General features: G+C 64.2%; 18 protein-coding genes. 15 read left to right on the top strand and 3 right to left on the bottom strand.

Annotated elements, in window-relative coordinates:
- The first annotated feature begins 15 nt into the window (after positions 1 to 15).
- Positions 16 to 762: a fumarate/nitrate reduction transcriptional regulator Fnr gene (fnr, locus tag BKX93_RS09135; RefSeq protein WP_021476683.1), complete on the top strand. Its 747-nt coding sequence runs from the start codon at positions 16 to 18 to the stop codon at positions 760 to 762.
- 47 nt (positions 763 to 809) lie between these two features.
- On the opposite strand, the gene BKX93_RS09130 is transcribed toward fnr, so the two are convergent.
- Both BKX93_RS09130 and BKX93_RS09125 read right to left on the bottom strand, forming a co-directional pair.
- Positions 810 to 1,721, bottom strand: a complete 912-nt coding sequence (locus tag BKX93_RS09130) for a DUF1853 family protein (RefSeq protein WP_083340486.1) — start codon at positions 1,719 to 1,721, stop codon at positions 810 to 812.
- Positions 1,711 to 2,472: an RNA methyltransferase gene (locus BKX93_RS09125; RefSeq protein WP_021476681.1), complete on the bottom strand. Its 762-nt coding sequence runs from the start codon at positions 2,470 to 2,472 to the stop codon at positions 1,711 to 1,713. Before BKX93_RS09125 ends, BKX93_RS09130 begins: the two co-directional genes overlap by 11 nt.
- A 145-nt stretch (positions 2,473 to 2,617) precedes the next feature.
- On the opposite strand from BKX93_RS09125, the gene BKX93_RS09120 reads away from it, so the two are divergent.
- From BKX93_RS09120 to BKX93_RS09075, 10 genes are all read left to right on the top strand, one after another.
- On the top strand, positions 2,618 to 3,409 hold the full coding sequence (locus tag BKX93_RS09120) for an inositol monophosphatase family protein (protein WP_046157395.1): 792 nt from the start codon (positions 2,618 to 2,620) through the stop codon (positions 3,407 to 3,409).
- Positions 3,410 to 3,568: 159 nt separating this feature from the next.
- Positions 3,569 to 5,047, top strand: a complete 1,479-nt coding sequence (locus BKX93_RS09115; RefSeq protein ID WP_186009513.1) for a multicopper oxidase family protein — start codon at positions 3,569 to 3,571, stop codon at positions 5,045 to 5,047.
- Positions 5,048 to 5,095: 48 nt separating this feature from the next.
- Complete coding sequence (locus BKX93_RS09110) at positions 5,096 to 5,419, top strand: metal-sensitive transcriptional regulator (RefSeq protein ID WP_021476678.1); 324 nt, start codon at positions 5,096 to 5,098, stop codon at positions 5,417 to 5,419.
- A gap of 60 nt (positions 5,420 to 5,479) precedes the next feature.
- Entirely contained in the window at positions 5,480 to 5,776 is a 297-nt protein-coding gene (locus BKX93_RS09105) for a hypothetical protein (RefSeq protein WP_046157393.1), read from the top strand.
- A gap of 156 nt (positions 5,777 to 5,932) precedes the next feature.
- Complete coding sequence (gene rpsF / locus BKX93_RS09100; RefSeq protein WP_021476675.1) at positions 5,933 to 6,310, top strand: 30S ribosomal protein S6; 378 nt, start codon at positions 5,933 to 5,935, stop codon at positions 6,308 to 6,310.
- Between the two features lie 18 nt (positions 6,311 to 6,328).
- Positions 6,329 to 6,628 carry a primosomal replication protein N gene (priB, locus tag BKX93_RS09095; protein ID WP_021476674.1) on the top strand — a complete coding sequence of 100 codons (300 nt, stop codon included), beginning with the start codon at positions 6,329 to 6,331 and terminating at the stop codon, positions 6,626 to 6,628.
- 5 nt (positions 6,629 to 6,633) lie between these two features.
- The gene (gene rpsR / locus BKX93_RS09090; RefSeq protein WP_011137185.1) at positions 6,634 to 6,861 is read left to right on the top strand and encodes a 30S ribosomal protein S18; all 228 of its coding nucleotides are present in this window, start codon (positions 6,634 to 6,636) and stop codon (positions 6,859 to 6,861) included.
- 22 nt (positions 6,862 to 6,883) lie between these two features.
- Positions 6,884 to 7,333: a 50S ribosomal protein L9 gene (rplI, locus tag BKX93_RS09085; protein ID WP_021476673.1), complete on the top strand. Its 450-nt coding sequence runs from the start codon at positions 6,884 to 6,886 to the stop codon at positions 7,331 to 7,333.
- Between the two features lie 124 nt (positions 7,334 to 7,457).
- The gene (locus BKX93_RS09080) at positions 7,458 to 8,366 is read left to right on the top strand and encodes a MarR family transcriptional regulator (protein ID WP_222103298.1); all 909 of its coding nucleotides are present in this window, start codon (positions 7,458 to 7,460) and stop codon (positions 8,364 to 8,366) included.
- A gap of 86 nt (positions 8,367 to 8,452) precedes the next feature.
- Positions 8,453 to 9,763 carry an anaerobic C4-dicarboxylate transporter family protein gene (locus BKX93_RS09075; RefSeq protein ID WP_070979574.1) on the top strand — a complete coding sequence of 437 codons (1,311 nt, stop codon included), beginning with the start codon at positions 8,453 to 8,455 and terminating at the stop codon, positions 9,761 to 9,763.
- Between the two features lies 1 nt (position 9,764).
- On the opposite strand, the gene BKX93_RS09070 is transcribed toward BKX93_RS09075, so the two are convergent.
- A complete protein-coding gene (locus tag BKX93_RS09070; protein ID WP_070979572.1) occupies positions 9,765 to 10,094 on the bottom strand; it encodes a DUF2322 family protein in 330 nt (109 codons plus the stop codon).
- A 743-nt stretch (positions 10,095 to 10,837) separates the two neighbouring features.
- On the opposite strand from BKX93_RS09070, the gene BKX93_RS09065 reads away from it, so the two are divergent.
- The 4 genes from BKX93_RS09065 to ugpB all read left to right on the top strand — a co-directional run bounded on the left by BKX93_RS09065 (position 10,838) and on the right by ugpB (position 15,267).
- A complete protein-coding gene (locus BKX93_RS09065) occupies positions 10,838 to 11,413 on the top strand; it encodes a GbsR/MarR family transcriptional regulator (protein WP_021476669.1) in 576 nt (191 codons plus the stop codon).
- Positions 11,410 to 12,756: a cytochrome ubiquinol oxidase subunit I gene (locus tag BKX93_RS09060; protein WP_046157389.1), complete on the top strand. Its 1,347-nt coding sequence runs from the start codon at positions 11,410 to 11,412 to the stop codon at positions 12,754 to 12,756. The genes BKX93_RS09065 and BKX93_RS09060 overlap by 4 nt, the downstream gene beginning before the upstream one ends.
- The gene (locus BKX93_RS09055; RefSeq protein ID WP_011137204.1) at positions 12,753 to 13,763 is read left to right on the top strand and encodes a cytochrome d ubiquinol oxidase subunit II; all 1,011 of its coding nucleotides are present in this window, start codon (positions 12,753 to 12,755) and stop codon (positions 13,761 to 13,763) included. The genes BKX93_RS09060 and BKX93_RS09055 overlap by 4 nt, the downstream gene beginning before the upstream one ends.
- A gap of 175 nt (positions 13,764 to 13,938) precedes the next feature.
- Positions 13,939 to 15,267: a sn-glycerol-3-phosphate ABC transporter substrate-binding protein UgpB gene (gene ugpB / locus BKX93_RS09050; RefSeq protein ID WP_070979571.1), complete on the top strand. Its 1,329-nt coding sequence runs from the start codon at positions 13,939 to 13,941 to the stop codon at positions 15,265 to 15,267.
- Positions 15,268 to 15,291: the final 24 nt, after the last annotated feature.

Here is a 15,291-nt window from a genome sequence, read left to right as displayed (position 1 = left end):
GCTTGCACATACAGCATGTCTGAACAAAACCAAACCTCCCTGCATACGCTGAAAATTTCCTGCTCCAGCTGCAGCCTGCGCGAGCTATGCCTGCCTGTCGGTCTGAACCGCGAGGAAATGGGCCAGCTGGACGCGGTGATCCGCCAGAGCCGCCGCCTGAAGCGCGGCGAATACCTGTTCCGCAGCGGCGAGTCCTTCAAGTCGCTGTACGCGATTCGCACCGGCTTCTTCAAAACCTGTGTCGCCAGCCAGGATGGCCGCGAGCAGGTGACAGGCTTCCTGATGTCGGGCGAGCTGATGGGGCTGGACGGCATTTCTTCCAGCAACCACAGCTGCGACGCGGTGGCGCTGGAGGACAGCGAAGTATGCGAGCTGCCGTTCACCCGGATGGAGTCGCTGTCCCGCGACATCCCCAGCCTGCAGCACCACTTCTACCGCCTGATGAGCCGCGAGATCGTGCGCGACCAGAACGTGATGCTGCTGCTGGGCAATATGAAGGCGGAGGAGCGCATCGCCGCCTTCCTGCTGAACTTGTCGCAGCGGCTGTCCACCCGGGGCTTCGCCGCCAACGACTTCATCCTGCGCATGAGCCGGGAAGAGATCGGCAGCTTCCTCGGCCTGAAGCTGGAAACGGTCAGCCGCACGCTGTCCAAGTTCCAGCAGCAGGGCTGGATCACCGTCGATCACAAGCACATTCAGCTGGTGCTGGTAGACGAGCTGAAAAACCTGATTTCAGGCTGCATGCACGCCGACGGCCACTAAGGCTGTCCGGAATCGGCAATCAAGGCAGGCGCGACGCCTGCCTTTTTTCATGTCCGCGAGATTTTGAGCTTCAGCGCCGCAAGACGCTCGGGGTCCGGCCAGCCGGGCGGGACGGCGAAGCCGCGCGCGACCTCGCGCCACAGGCCGCCGCCTACCGCTCGCAGTTCGGCCAGCAACTGCGGCGCCGGCATCGTTTGCAGCCGCGCGCGCAGGGTGGCCTCGTCCTGCGTATCGGCTTCGGACAGCAGCGCGGGGGCGAGCCATGACAGCCTGGGCAGCCAGGCCCAGCGCGAATCGCCGCCGGCGCGCGGCCAGGGGGCGTCCCTCGGCGCGAGCCAGCCGCGCAGTTGATGGGGATTGAGCGGCGCGGGCGGAAACTGATCCGCCGGATAGAAGAACCAGCCGCAGAGCCGGGCCGCGGCGCGGCAGTCCTGAAAACCGTCCGGCAGGATGGCAAGCGCGTCGGAATGGCGGGAAAGCCGCAATTGTGTTGTGGTTTTGGTCGCTTTCAAACGCCAGGCGTCATTGAGGCCGGGACCGACCAGATCGTCGGCGGTTTCGCCCAGCGAAAGGTAAAACTTGCTGGCTGTTTCCAGATGCCAGGGCTCGCCGTCCAGCAGCAGCAGGAAGTCGAACTCTCCGATCGTCCGGCGCTCCCGGTTTATGACTTTCAGATTTTCAGCGATGAGGTCGATGTGTTTTACCTGGCGAAACCAGAAGGAGAAAAGCCGTTCGGCATATTGTCCCAGCCGTTTGGCGGGGGCGGCGGCCAGCCAGGCCTCGAGCTCGGCTGGCGCATGGTCCAGCCGGGCCAGCAGCGCCTCGCCGTCCGGCCCCAGCAATCGTTCCGGCGGCAGATCGGCGCCGCACAGCCAGGGCGAAGGAGAGGTCAGCAGAAAGGCGAGGTCGCGCACCGCCGGGCGCGCGTAGGGCAGGGCGAGGCCGGACTCAGTCGGCATCCCCGGGCCGGCCGGAGGCGGTGCGCTGCACCTGTTTGTAGAAGCCGCGCAGGATGTCGATCTCCTCGCGCAACATCCCGGCGCGGTGGAACATGGTGCGCATCCGGCGCATCAGCCGCTCGCTGTTGCGGCGCTGGAAGTAGCCGATTTCGTCCATCGCCTGTTCCAGGTGGCCGCACATGCCGTCCACCTCGCTCTGGGTCGCCGCCTCGCCCTCGGCGCGCAGGTATTCCACGTCCACGCCGGTGTGGCTGAACAGTTCGTAGGTCATCACCTGCACCGCCATCGCCAGGTTCAGCGAGAAGTAGTCGGGATTGCCGGGGATGGTCACCAGGCGGTTGCATTGCTCGACTTCCTCGATCGACAGGCCGAAGGTCTCGTTGCCGAACACCAGGGCCACCTGTTCGCCGTCGCGGGCGCGGGCGATCAATTCCGGCGTGGTCTGGCGCGGGGTGGACAGCGGCGTGGTCAATTCGCGGCGGCGGCTGGTCAGCGCGCAGGCGACGGTGACGTCGGACAGGGCCTCGGCCAGCGTGGAAACCACGGCGGCGTTTTCCAGCAGATCCACCGCGCCCGAGGCCAGCGTGTTGGCCTCGTCGCTGGGAAACACCTTGGGTTCGACCAGGTACAGGCGGCTCAAACCCATGGTTTTCATCGCGCGCGCGGCAGAGCCGATATTGCCCGGATGGTTGGGGCGGGCGAGCACCACGCGGATGTTTTTCAGAAAATCAGGTACTTGGGGTTTATTCATTGGCGTTTTCACATTAAAATAGCGGGCATATACCAAAAGCCCGCGCCCAGGCGTCGGGTTTTTTTGTTCCTTAACCCAGATTGTTACCGGCGGGTGTCGCGTCATCGACGGACACCCGCCCATCGTTCAAGTGTAGAGGCCGTCAATGCATCCGATGCTCAATGTCGCGGTTAAAGCCGCTCGCCGCGCAGGCAGTGTTATCCAGCGCGCGTCGCTCAACCTCGACGCCATCCGCGTAGAGAAGAAAAAGCACAATGACTTTGTGACCGAGGTGGATCGCGCCGCCGAAGACGCGATCATCAGCGTCATTCTCGAAGCCTATCCGAAGCACGCGATTCTAGCAGAAGAGTCCGGCGCCAAAGGCGTGGGTTCTTCCGAATACGAATGGATCATCGACCCGATCGACGGCACCACCAACTTCCTGCACGGCCATCCCCAGTACGCCATCTCGATCGCGCTGGCGCACAAGGGCCAGGTCCAGCAGGCGGTGGTCTACGACCCGAACCGCAACGATCTGTTCACCGCCTCGCGCGGCGTCGGCGCCTTCCTCAACGATCGCCGCATCCGCGTCTCCAAGCGCTTCATGATGAATGAATGCGTGATCGGCACCGGCTTCCCGGTCTCCGACCAGAGTTACCTCGACCAATACCTGGGCATGCTGAAAGATGTGATCGGCAAGACCGCCGGCGTGCGCCGCGAAGGCGCCGCGTCGCTGGACCTGTGCAACGTCGCCTGCGGCCGCACCGAAGGCTTCTTCGAGCTGAACCTGAAGCCGTGGGACATCGCGGCCGGCAGCCTGATCGTGCAGGAAGCGGGCGGCATCGTCACCGACCCCACCGGCGAGCAGGGCTGGTTCGAGTCCGGCGACATCGTCGCCGGCAGCCCGAAGGTGCTGGCCCAGTTGCTGCATCTGCTGGCGCCGCACGTAAGCAAGTAAGCGGATAGATGATCCAAACAAACGGCAGACCGCCCGGTCTGCCGTTTTTTTATGCCCGCAAGCACAGAGAGCGGAACTGTTGCCATCGCCGCGACTCTAGGTTCAATATACCCAATGGGGGTATTTAAGGCCTTAGACAGGCTCTGAATGGAGCGCGCGATGCAAAGACGTCAAATGATGCGATGGGGGGCTGCGCTGGCCCTGGCGCCGTGGTGGCTCAGGCCGGCGGCGGCCGAGTCCGCCCATGCCGGCCACGGGGCGATGGCGATGGGAGAGGCGACGCCGGATGCGACGGCCCTGGGTTTGGCCAGGGGCTTGCCGCTGCCGGAGCTGAAGCGGCTGCCGCTGGAGCGCAAGGACGGCGCGTTGCAGGGCTGCCTGACCGCGGCCGCGGTGAGCTTGCCCTTGCTGCCCGGCAAGCCGGCGACGGCGTTCTGGGCTTACAACGACAGCGTGCCGGGCCCGGCGATCGAGTTGTCTGAGGGCGAGACGCTGGCCCTGCGCTTCGACAACCGCCTGCCGCAGCCTACCACCGTGCATTGGCATGGCCTGCCGATTCCGGCCGACCAGGACGGCAATCCGCATGATCCGGTTCAACCCGGCCAGGGCCGAGACTATCGTTTCTCTCTGCCGGCCGGCAGCGCCGGCAGCTACTGGTACCACCCGCATCCGCACGGCCACACCGCCGAGCAGGTATACCGCGGCCTCGCCGGCGTGTTCGTGGTGAGAGGCCGCGACGATCCGCTGGCCCATCTGCCGGAGCGCTGGCTGGTGCTGTCGGACCTCAAGTTGGACGAAGACGGCAAGATCGCCGCCAACAGCGACGCCGACAAGATGGATGGCCGCGAGGGACAGTTCGTGCTGGTCAATGGCGCGTGGCATCCCAGGCTGGAACTGGGGCGCGGCGAGCGCCAGCGCTGGCGGATCTGGAACGCCACCAGCGCGCGGGTGCTGAAGCTGGCGCTGCCGGCGCACGAGGTCTGGCTGGTCGGGACCGACGGCGGGCTGATCGAAAAGCCGCGCCGCATCGAATCTCTCGTGCTGCCGCCGGGCGCGCGCGCCGAGCTGGCCGTCACCGGCCGCTTCGCCGCCGGCAAGCCGGCCGGCCTGGTCGCGCTGCCGTACGCGCGCGGCAAGATGATGGGGCCGGAGCAGGACAAGGCATTGCCCTTGCTGGACATTGAGGCCGGGAGCGCGGCAGTCACCGCCTCTTTGCCGGCAAGTCTGCGCCGGATCATTCCGCTGCTCAAGCCCTCGGTGACGCGACGCGTGGTCTTCAGCGAGGATATGGCCAATCCGGCGGCGATGTTCCTGATCAACGGAAAGACCTTCGACATGGACCGGATGGATTTCACCGGCAAGGTCGGCGTGGTGGAAGAGTGGGAAATCGACAACCGGGCCGACATGGACCATCCCTTCCACCTGCACGGCACCCAGTTCCAGGTGACGGAACGGCATGACGGCAAGGGCTGGCGGCGCGAGCCCTACCTCGCCTGGCGCGATGTGGTCAACGTGCCGCCGGAGCAGAAGGTGAGGCTGCGCTTCCGCCAGGACATGCCGGGGCCGCGGATGTTCCACTGCCACATCCTGGAGCACGAGGACGCCGGCATGATGGGGACGCTGGATGTCCGTGCCTAGCGCGATGGGATGGGCGATAATGCCGATATGAAAAATCCAGGAACCGTCATGGGCGATACACATTCTCCCCAGGAGTGCTGCCATGAGGCGGCGCAGGCCGAGCGCAGCGTGGTGCAGCCCGGCAAGGCCGCGCTGCTGAAGCGCCTGGCGCGGATCGAGGGCCAGGTGCGCGGCATCAGCGGCATGATCGAGTCCGACCGCTACTGCGTGGACGTGCTGACCCAGGTGGCGGCGGTGAAGTCGGCGCTGGACGCGGTGGCGCTGCAGTTGCTGGAGAACCACATGAAGGGCTGCGTTTCGCGCGCGCTGCAGCAGGGCGACGCCACCGGCATGGTGACCGAGCTGATCGATGTGGTGAAGAAGGTGCGTTGAAACAAAGCCTTGAGAAAGCCCGCATTGGCGGGCTTTCGTTTCTTTAACCGGGAGTCGGAAATGAAAAAACTGGCCTGTATCGCGCTGTTGTTCGCCGGCGCCGCCCACGCGGCGCCGATTCCGTTCGAAACCTACATCAAGCTGCACAATGGCATGCTGGAAGCCGAAGTCGTGTCCATGGTGGGCGCGCCGGATTACGGCAGCGACAGCAATCAGGGCAGGCTCGCCAGCGGCGTGACCACAGTGTCCACCACCCGCCAGTTGTCCTGGCTGGCCAACGGCCAGATTCCCTACACCACCATCGTCACGCTGCGCGACGGGGTGGTGGTGGATATCAAGCGCGACAAGAAGTTGTAAATCCGCCGCGGTTTGCCGGCGCAGCGCGTTGATGTTTCTGAATAAATGCGCCTAAAGTTTGCCTGGCCGCGGCAAAGTGCGTAGAATGCTGCGGTTTACTACCTTGCCTTTCGCAATCGCATGGCGGAAGGCTACGAATAGCCAAAAGGAGTTCACATGCGCCATTACGAAATCGTGTTCATCGTGCACCCGGACCAGTCCGAACAGGTCCCGGCCATGATCGAACGCTACAAGGGTATGGTTCTGGCCGCCGAAGGCAAGATCCACCGTCTGGAAGACTGGGGCCGCCGCCAACTGGCTTACCCGATCCAAAAGCTGCACAAAGCTCACTACGTTCTGATGAACGTTGAGTGCCAGTCGGAAACCCTGGCCGAGATCGAGCACGCCTTCAAGTTCAACGACGCTGTTCTGCGTCACCTCAGCATCAAGCTGGACCGCGCCATCACCGACGCGTCCCCGATGATGAAGGACGAAAAGGCTAAAAACCTGCTGGACGCCCAGCAGCCGGCAGCCGAGGCCGAAGCTTCTGCCTAATAGGCAGAGGTAACGGACTTGCAGAACCGTCTGGTATTGACCGTCACGGTTGAACGCGAGGATGCGCTGAGATACACGCCCGCCGGCTTGCCGGTAGTGGAAATGTGGCTCAAGCATCAGTCTAGACAGACAGCTGGCGGATTCGAACGCGATGTGGCCTGCGATATACAGGCCGTGTGGATCGGCGACGACGCCCGGAAGCATTCCGGGAAACTGGCGGGACAGGTGATCAACGTCACCGGATTCCTCGGCCAGCGCAGTCTGCGCAATCCGCGGTTGGTACTCAATATCGAATATGTTGAATTTGTAAAAGGTTAGTCAAAATGGCTCGTCAACTCTTCAAGCGCAAGAAGTTCTGCCGCTTCACGGCAGAAGGCATCAAGGAAATCGACTACAAATCCGTTGATCTCCTGAAAGATTTCATCGCCGAAAACGGCAAAATCATCCCGGCTCGCATCACCGGTACCAAGGCTCGCTACCAGCGTCAGCTGACCACCGCTATCAAGCGTGCTCGCTTCCTGGCTTTCCTGCCGTACACCGACCAGCACTAAGACCGGGAAAGGAACTTAAAAGATGCAAATCATTCTGCTCGAAAAAGTTGCCAACCTGGGTCAACTGGGTGACGTGGTCAACGTGAAGAACGGCTTCGCCCGCAACTTCCTGATCCCGCAAGGCAAAGCCAAGCGCGCTACCGAAGCCAACCTGAAAGAGTTCGACGCTCGCCGCGCCGAACTGGAAGCCAAGCAAGCCGAAATCCTGGCCGACGCCAAGGTTCGCGCCGAGAAGCTGAACGAAGCCGTGATCACCATCGCCCAGAAGGCTGGTGTGGACGGTCGTCTGTTCGGCTCCGTGACCAACGTGGACGTGGCTGAAGCCGTGACCGCGTTCGGCGTGGAAGTGAAGCGTTTCGAAGTTCGCCTGCCGAACGGCCCGTTCAAGGCCATCGGCGAGTACGACATCGAGATCGCCCTGCACCACGACGTGGTTACCCCGATCAAGATCGTTGTGGTCGGCGAAGCTTAATTCCTGTTTCAGGAATCTTCGAGAAAAGCCCGCTTCGGCGGGCTTTTTCGCGTCTGGCGAAAATATGGTTGCGTAGCGCAACCTATATCGCTTATGGTTGCGTATCGCAACTGTAAAGAGACGCATGATGGACGAACGGGAGCTGCGCGCCTTGTCGCGCGACATCGTCAGGGAGCTGGGCATGCTGGCCGGCCGCTGCGGCGAGGTGGAGCTGAGCCCGGTGGAGGCGCATCTGCTGATCGAGCTGGAGGCGGGACCGGCCAGCAATCAGCAATTGGCCAGCCGTCTGCGGGTGGACAAGTCCAACAGCAGCCGGCCGCTGCAGCGGCTGGCCGAGCGCGGGCTGATCGCCTGGCTGGCGGACCCGGCAGACGGCCGCAGCAAGCAGGCCGAGCTGACCGGCCAAGGCCGCGACTGGCTGCGGCGCCTGCATGCGGCGATGGACGCCGACATGGCGCGGGTGCTGGAGCAACTGGACCCGCCAGAGCGGGCGGCGCTGGAGGACGGCTTGCGCGTCTATCGCCGGGCGTTGCTGCATGCCGACCGGCAGCGCGGCTACGCGATCCGGCCGCTGGCCGTGGCGGACAACGGCGCGCTGGCGGCGCTGATCGGGCGGGTGTCGGCCGAATACGGCCTGGGGGAGGGCTGCAGCTTTCTCGATCCGCAGCTGGACGCGCTGCATCCGGTTTACGACCGGCCGGGCTCGCGCTATCTGGCGGTGATCGCCCCCGACGGCCGGCTGCTCGGCGGCGGCGGCATCGCGCCGCTGGCGGGGGGCTCGGCCGGTGTTTGCGAGCTGCAGAAGATGTATTTCGATGCGGCGCTGCGCGGACGAGGCCTGGGACGGCGTTTGCTGCGGCTGTTGCTGGACGAGGCGAGAGCGCGGGGCTATCGGCAGTGTTATCTGGAAACGACCGCCGCGCTGGGCGAGGCGACGGCGCTGTACGCGTCCGAGGGCTTTGTCCGGCTGGACGCGCACTGGGGCGATACCGGCCATGGCGCTTGCGAGATCGCGATGGCGCGCGATTTGTAGGAATATCAGAATACCCTGATCATGGACAATCCGCGGATGTTGGCTTATTGCGACAATATGAGCCTGACAATGCAGAAAGTCGCATCATGGTATACCTGCAACTCGTAGTCGTGCTGGGGCTGATCTTCCTCGGCGTGCGCATGGGCGGCATCGGGCTGGGCGTCACCGGCGGCGCCGGCCTGTTCATCCTTACCTTCGCCTTCGGCCTCAAGCCAGGCCACGCGCCGATAGACGTGATCCTGATCATCATCTCGGTCATCACCGCGTCGGCGGCGCTGCAATCGGCGCGCGGGCTGGACTACATGGTGGGCGTGGCCGCGCGGCTGTTGCGGCGCAATCCCCGCCACATCGTGCTGCTGGCGCCGCTGGTGGGCTGGCTGTCCACCTTCCTCGCCGGCACCGGCTTCATCGCGCTGGCGCTGATGCCCATCGTGGTGGAAGTGGCCGAGAAGACCGGCATCCGGCCGGAACGGCCGCTGGCCGGGCTGACCGTGGCGTCGCAGAACGCCATCGTCGCCTGCCCGGTATCGGCCGCCACGGTGGCGCTGGCCACGGTGCTGGCGCCGCACGGTGTCGCGCTGACCGACATCATCATGATCAGCATCCCGGCGACGCTGCTGGGCGCGCTGGCGGGCGGCGCGGTCATGCTGCGCTACGGCTGCGAGCTGGCCGACGATCCGGTCTACCGCCGCAGGCTGGAAGAAGGGCGGGTCAGCCGGCCGCAAGCCAGCTCGGACGAGGCTTTGCCGCGCACCGCCGCCTGGTCGGTATACGGTTTCCTGTTCACCGTGGCGCTGATCGTATGTCTGGCCGCCATGCCCCAGCTGCGGCCGGCCTGGCCCGGCGCCAAAGGCATGGAGCCGGTGGCGATGGTGGATGTGATCCAGATGTGCATGCTGGCTTATTCCGCGCTGGCGGTATTGGCGTGCAAGGCCGATCTGCAGGCCATGGTGTCCGGCAGCATGTTCCGTTCCGGCGCGGTGGCGGCGGTGACCATCCTGGGCGCGGCGTGGATGAGCGATACCTTCATCCAGGCCAATCTGCCGCTGTTCAAGCACAACATCGTCGGCATTATCGAATCGGCGCCGTGGCTGTTCGCCTTCGCGGTGTTCACGATGGCGGTGATTCTGTTCAGCCAGGGGGCGACCACCAAGGTGATGATGCCGCTGGGGGTGTCGCTGGGCATCGCGGCGCCGGTGCTGATCGCCATTTATCCAGCTGTGGTGGGCGTCTATGTGCTGCCCAGCTATCCCAGCCTGATCGCCGCGGTGGAGATGGATTACACCGGCACCACCCGCATCGGGCGCTGGGTGTTCAACCACAGCTTCATCGTGCCGGGCCTGGTGAGCACCGCGGTGTCGATCGCGGCGGGGTTCGGGCTGATGGCGCTGCGGTGATTCAGTCTTCCGTCTTCAGCACCACGCGGGCGCGCAAGCCGGGCGCGCCTTGTTCGGCGATGGCCAGCAGGCGGTCGATATTGGGATGGCTGCCGGGATGGGCGCGGGCGGAGGCGGTGTGTTCGGCGAACAGCTCCAGCCCCTCGCGCGCGGCCTTGCGGTCGATGTGGCCATGGCGTTTGACCAGCGCGTGGTAGACGCGCAGCGAGCCGGCGGTGCCGGGCAGGTTTTCCAGCCGGTGCATCGCTTCGCCTTCCGGGTTGAGCAAGACGATGGCTTCGATGCCGTCGGTGGCTGGCAGGGTTTGCAGCAGGTCCTGGAACGGGGTCATGGTCATTCTCCTTGTTATGTGTGTTGCCTGTCCGTCTAGAATAAGGGCTAAAGATGACAGTTCTAGTGGACGGCATTCATTAAACTGACAGCAAGTGTTAACGAATGTTTCATATTGGTGCGTTTTCAATTCATATTGCACCGTAATGGTGCCATTTTTGACGCAAGATCTTGATATGCTTGTTTGAAACGATGTTTTCAAATGCAATGCAGGCTGGCACGCCGTTTGCTTTATGCATCCGGAGCTGTGAGCAGGGTCGGGAGGCCCGCGCGCCAGTCTGCAAAGGGGAGGATGAGAGCGGCAAAGCCGCCCTTGAACGGGGTTGTCGAAGAGGTAAGCTTCGACAACCCCGATTCATTTTAGCGGCTCCGGTTTGCGCCGGCGGCTGGCATTGTCGAAACCTGTTCGAAGGATGGCGCGGCGGCGCGCTGTTTGCGAGGCGGGCATCCGGCAGAAGAGTGCCATCGGGAGTCCGGCGGACGGGTTGAGGAGCGCCGCCAATCAAGCCAGGCCGGCGCGCGCGGCCTGCCGCTGAAACGTGGGCTCGGCGTGTTGCCAATGGCATCAAGGCGCCGGTTTACACGATCAAGGCCATGCCATGCATGGCCTTTTTTGCGGCCTTCCTCATGACGATGTCTTGTGGTCAAGCCTACAGATCAGACTTTGTTCATCTTGACCCGAACTATCTTCGGCAACTATGATTCATATCAAAGTTTCAGAAATTCCTGAAAGTTGAGAATGTCATGAATATTCCACCTCTGGTGCAGGCCTTCGTGCTGCACTTCGGCGAGATGGGCAGCCGTTGGGGCATCAACCGCACCGTCGGCCAGATCTACGCCTTGTTGTACGTATCGGAAAAACCGCTGAACGCCGACGAGATCGGCGAGGCGATAGGCTGTTCCCGCTCCAACGTCAGCATGGGGCTGAAGGAGCTGCAGTCGTGGCGGCTGGTCAAGCTGCAGCACTTTCCCGGCGACCGCCGCGAATACTTCTCCACCCCGGAAGACGTGTGGCTGATCTTCAAAACCCTGGCCGAGGAGCGCAAGAAGCGCGAGGTGGAGCCGACGCTGACCATGCTGCGCGGCGCCATCATGGAAAGCCCGGCCAGCGAGGCCGAGCAGCACGCGCAGGCCAGGATGAAGGAGATGTACCAGCTGATCGAACTGGTCACCACCTGGTTCTCCGACATCCAGCACATGGACGTGGAAACCCTGCAGCGGCTGATGAAGCTGGGCTCGCAAGTGCAGAAGGTGCTGCAGTTCACCCAATCCCTGTCCCGCCTGGGCAACCGCGATCATGACCGGGAGCACGCCGAATGATGACTGAAATCGACCCCGTCACGCTGGCGCGCATCCAGTTCGCCACCAATATCAGCTTTCACATCCTGTTTCCCACCATCAATATCGCGATGGCCTGGGTGCTGCTGTTCTTCAAGGTGCGTTTCCGCCAGACCGGCGACCAGGGCTGGATGGACGCCTACGGCTTCTGGGTGAAGATCTTCGCGCTGTCGTTCGCGCTGGGCGTGGTGTCCGGCGTGACGATGAGCTTCCAGTTCGGCACCAACTGGCCGGGCTATATGCAGACGGTGGGCAATATCGCCGGTCCGCTGCTGGCCTACGAGATCCTGACTGCTTTCTTCCTGGAGGCCGGTTTCCTCGGCATCATGCTGTTCGGGCGGAGCCGGGTGCCGGAGAAGGTGCACACGTTGTCCACCTTGCTGGTGGCGGGCGGCAACACGCTGTCGGCGTTCTGGATCATCGCGCTCAATTCCTGGATGCAGACGCCGACCGGCCACGTGATGCGCGACGGCCGCGCCCATGTGCTCAGCTGGATTGACGTGATCTTCAACCCGTCGATGCCGTACCGGCTGACCCACATGCTGCTGGCCTCCGGCCTGACCGTGGCTTTCCTGATCGCTGGCCTGTCCGCCTACCGCTACCTGCGCGGCGAGCGTGGCCGCGGCATGATGGTGGCCTTGAAGACCGGCGTGTTCCTGGCCGCGTTGCTGATTCCGCTGCAGATGTTCGTCGGCGACATGCATGGCCTCAACACCCTGAAGCACCAGCCGGCCAAGCTGGCGGCGATAGAAGGCATCTGGCATACCGAGAAGGACGTGCCGCTGCTGCTGTTCGCGCTGCCCAACGCCGAAACCCGCAGCAACGATTACGCCATCGGCGTGCCGCAGTTGGGCAGCCTGATCCTCACCCACCAGTGGGGCGGCGAGATCAAGGGCTTGAACGAGTTCGAGCAGCATCCGCCGGTGGCCAAGGTGTTCTGGAGTTTCCGCGTGATGGTGGCGATGGGCGGGCTGATGCTGCTGGCGTCGTGGCTGGCCGCCTGGCAGCTGAAGAAGCGCGGCGAACTGAATCCCAAGCTGGCGCGCCTGTTGGTGGCGATGACCTTTTCCGGCTGGATCGCCACGCTGGCCGGCTGGTTCGTCACCGAGATCGGCCGCCAGCCCTGGCTGGTGACCGGCATCCTCACCACCGCGCAGGCGGCGGGGGCGGCCACCGCGCCCATGCTGTTCACCTCGCTTGGCACCTATCTGACCTTGTACGCGCTGCTGCTGGTGGCCTATGTCTCGGTGCTGTTCCACCTGGCGCGCAAGGCCGGCGCGCCTGAACTGGCGGCCGCCGCCCAACTGAAGGAGAAACTGGCATGAGCGAGGCTTATTACCTGCCGGCGGTATTCGCCGGGCTGATGGCGCTGGCGATGCTGGTGTACGTGGTGCTGGATGGCTTCGACCTTGGCGTCGGCATCCTGCTGCCGCTGGCCAGCGACGAGGAAAAGGATCTGATGATCGCGTCCATCGGGCCGTTCTGGGACGCCAACGAAACCTGGCTGGTGCTGGGCGCGGGCCTGCTGCTGGTGGCCTTCCCGCTGGCGCACGGCGTGGTGTTCGGCGCGCTGTACCTGCCGGTGCTGGCGATGCTGGTGGGGCTGATCCTGCGCGGCGTGGCCTTCGACTTCCGCGTCAAGGCGCAGGACCCGCACAAGCCGTGGTGGAACGCGGCCTTTGCCGGCGGTTCGATGCTGGCGGCGCTGGCCCAGGGCGTGATGCTGGGCCGCTATCTGACCGGCTTCGCCGATACCTCCACTTCCTGGCTGTTCTCGCTGGTGGTGGGCATCGGCCTGGCGCTGGCCTACGCGCTGCTCGGCGCCTGCTGGCTGGTGATGAAGGCCCATGGCGGCTTGCAGGCCAAGGCGATACGCTGGGCGCAGCTGAGCCTGTACGGCGCCGGCACCGCGGTGGTGGCGGTGTCGCTGGTGACGCCGCTGGCCAACCCGGCCATCGCCGCCAAGTGGTTCGCGCTGCCGCAATTCCTGCTGTTGCTGCCGCTGCCGCTGGGCACGCTGGCGCTGTTCGTGCTGCTGATCGCTTGTCTGCCCAGGCTGGCCCGCCGCCAGGCCGCCGGCAACGACAGCTTCTGCTGGCTGCCGTTCGCCGCCAGCGTCGGCATCGTGCTGCTGTCGTTCTGGGGCCTGACTTACAGCGTGTTTCCCGAGGTGGTGCTGGGCCGGATGACCATCTGGCAGGCGGCGGCGGACCCGGAAGCGCTGTGGGTGATACTGTGGGGCGCCATCGTGGTGCTGCCCTGCATCATCGGCTACACCGCCTTCGCCTACCGGGTGTTCTGGGGCAAGGCCGACAAGCTCAGCTACCAGTAGTTGAGAGGGAAAAACAAAAAAGCGCGCCATGTCGGCGCGCTTTTTTTGCGTCTTCATTCCTTTTTTGCGTCTTGATGCAAATTTAATGTCATATTATTGTAACGATACTGTCATTTTGTCCGGCCACAATCCGCCGCGTGAATGCCAGCCGCCATAACGATAAATGGAGAAGCCGATGTCCCGAGCCCTGTTCCCCGCCTTACGCCGCGCCGCCGCGCTCGCGCCGCTGACGCTGGCCTTGTCCCTGCCGGCGCAGGCCGCCACCGAAATCCAGTTCTGGCATTCGATGGAAGGCTCGCTGGGCGACCGCGTCAACGCCATCGCCGCCCAGTTCAACGCCAGCCAGAAGGGTTACAAGGTGGTGCCGGTGTACAAGGGCCAGTACGACGAGTCTCTGGCCGCGGCCATCGCCGCCTACCGCAGCGGCAACGCGCCCGCCGTCGTCCAGGTGTTCGAAGTGGGCACCGCCACCATGATCCAGGCCAAGAAAGCGGTCAAGCCGGTATACCAGGTGATGGCCGACGCCGGCGAGAAGCTGGACGAAAAAGCCTTCATCCCGGCGGTAGCCAGCTATTACAGCGACGCCAAGACCGGCCATCTGCTGTCCTTGCCGTTCAACAGCTCCACCCCGGTGCTGTACTACAACAAGGACGCGTTCAAGAAGGCCGGCCTGCCGGACGCGCCGCCCAAGACCTGGCCCGAACTGGCCGCCGCCGCCGCCAAGCTGAAGGCTTCCGGCATGCGCTGCGGCTACAGCACCGGCTGGCAGGGCTGGGTGCAGCTGGAGAACTTCAGCGCCTGGCACAGCCTGCCGTTCGCCAGCCAGGACAACGGCTTCGGCGGCAGCAACGCCACGCTGCAGTTCAACGGACCGGTCCAGGTCAAGCACATCGAATTCCTGGCCAAGATGGCCAAGGACGGCACCTTCAGCTATGCCGGCCGCAAGGACGAGGCCACGCTGAAGTTCTATAGCGGCGAATGCGGCATCATGACCGGCAGCTCCGGCTCGCTGGCCAATATCCGCAAGAACGCCAAGTTCGCCTTCGGCATGGGCATGATGCCCTACGATCCGGCGGTGAAGGGCGCGCCGCAGAACGCCTTGATCGGCGGCGCCAGCCTGTGGGTGATGGCTGGCAAGTCCCCGGCCGAGTACAAGGGCGTGGCCCGATTCTTCAAGATGCTGGTGTCGCCGGAAGTGATGGCCAAGTGGCACCAGGACACCGGCTACCTGCCGGTGGTGACCGCGGCTTACGATCTGTCGCGCAAGCAGGGCTTCTACGACAAGAACCCGGGCGCCGACATCGCCACCCGCCAGATGCAGAACAAGCCGCCCAAGTCCTATACCCGCGGCCTGCGCCTGGGCTATATGCCGCAGATCCGCACCGTGATGGACGAGGAACTGGAGGAGGTGTGGACCGGCAAGAAGAGCGCCAAGGCCGCGCTGGACAGCGCCGTGCTGCGCGGCAACGAGCTGCTGCGCCGCTTCGAGAAAACCGCCAACTGATCCCTCCGGAAACGGGCGCGCCGC

This window comes from Chromobacterium vaccinii (genome assembly GCF_001855275.1).
Classification (GTDB): Bacteria; Pseudomonadota; Gammaproteobacteria; order Burkholderiales; family Chromobacteriaceae; genus Chromobacterium; species Chromobacterium vaccinii.
This window is presented reverse-complemented; position numbering and strand designations above follow the sequence as displayed.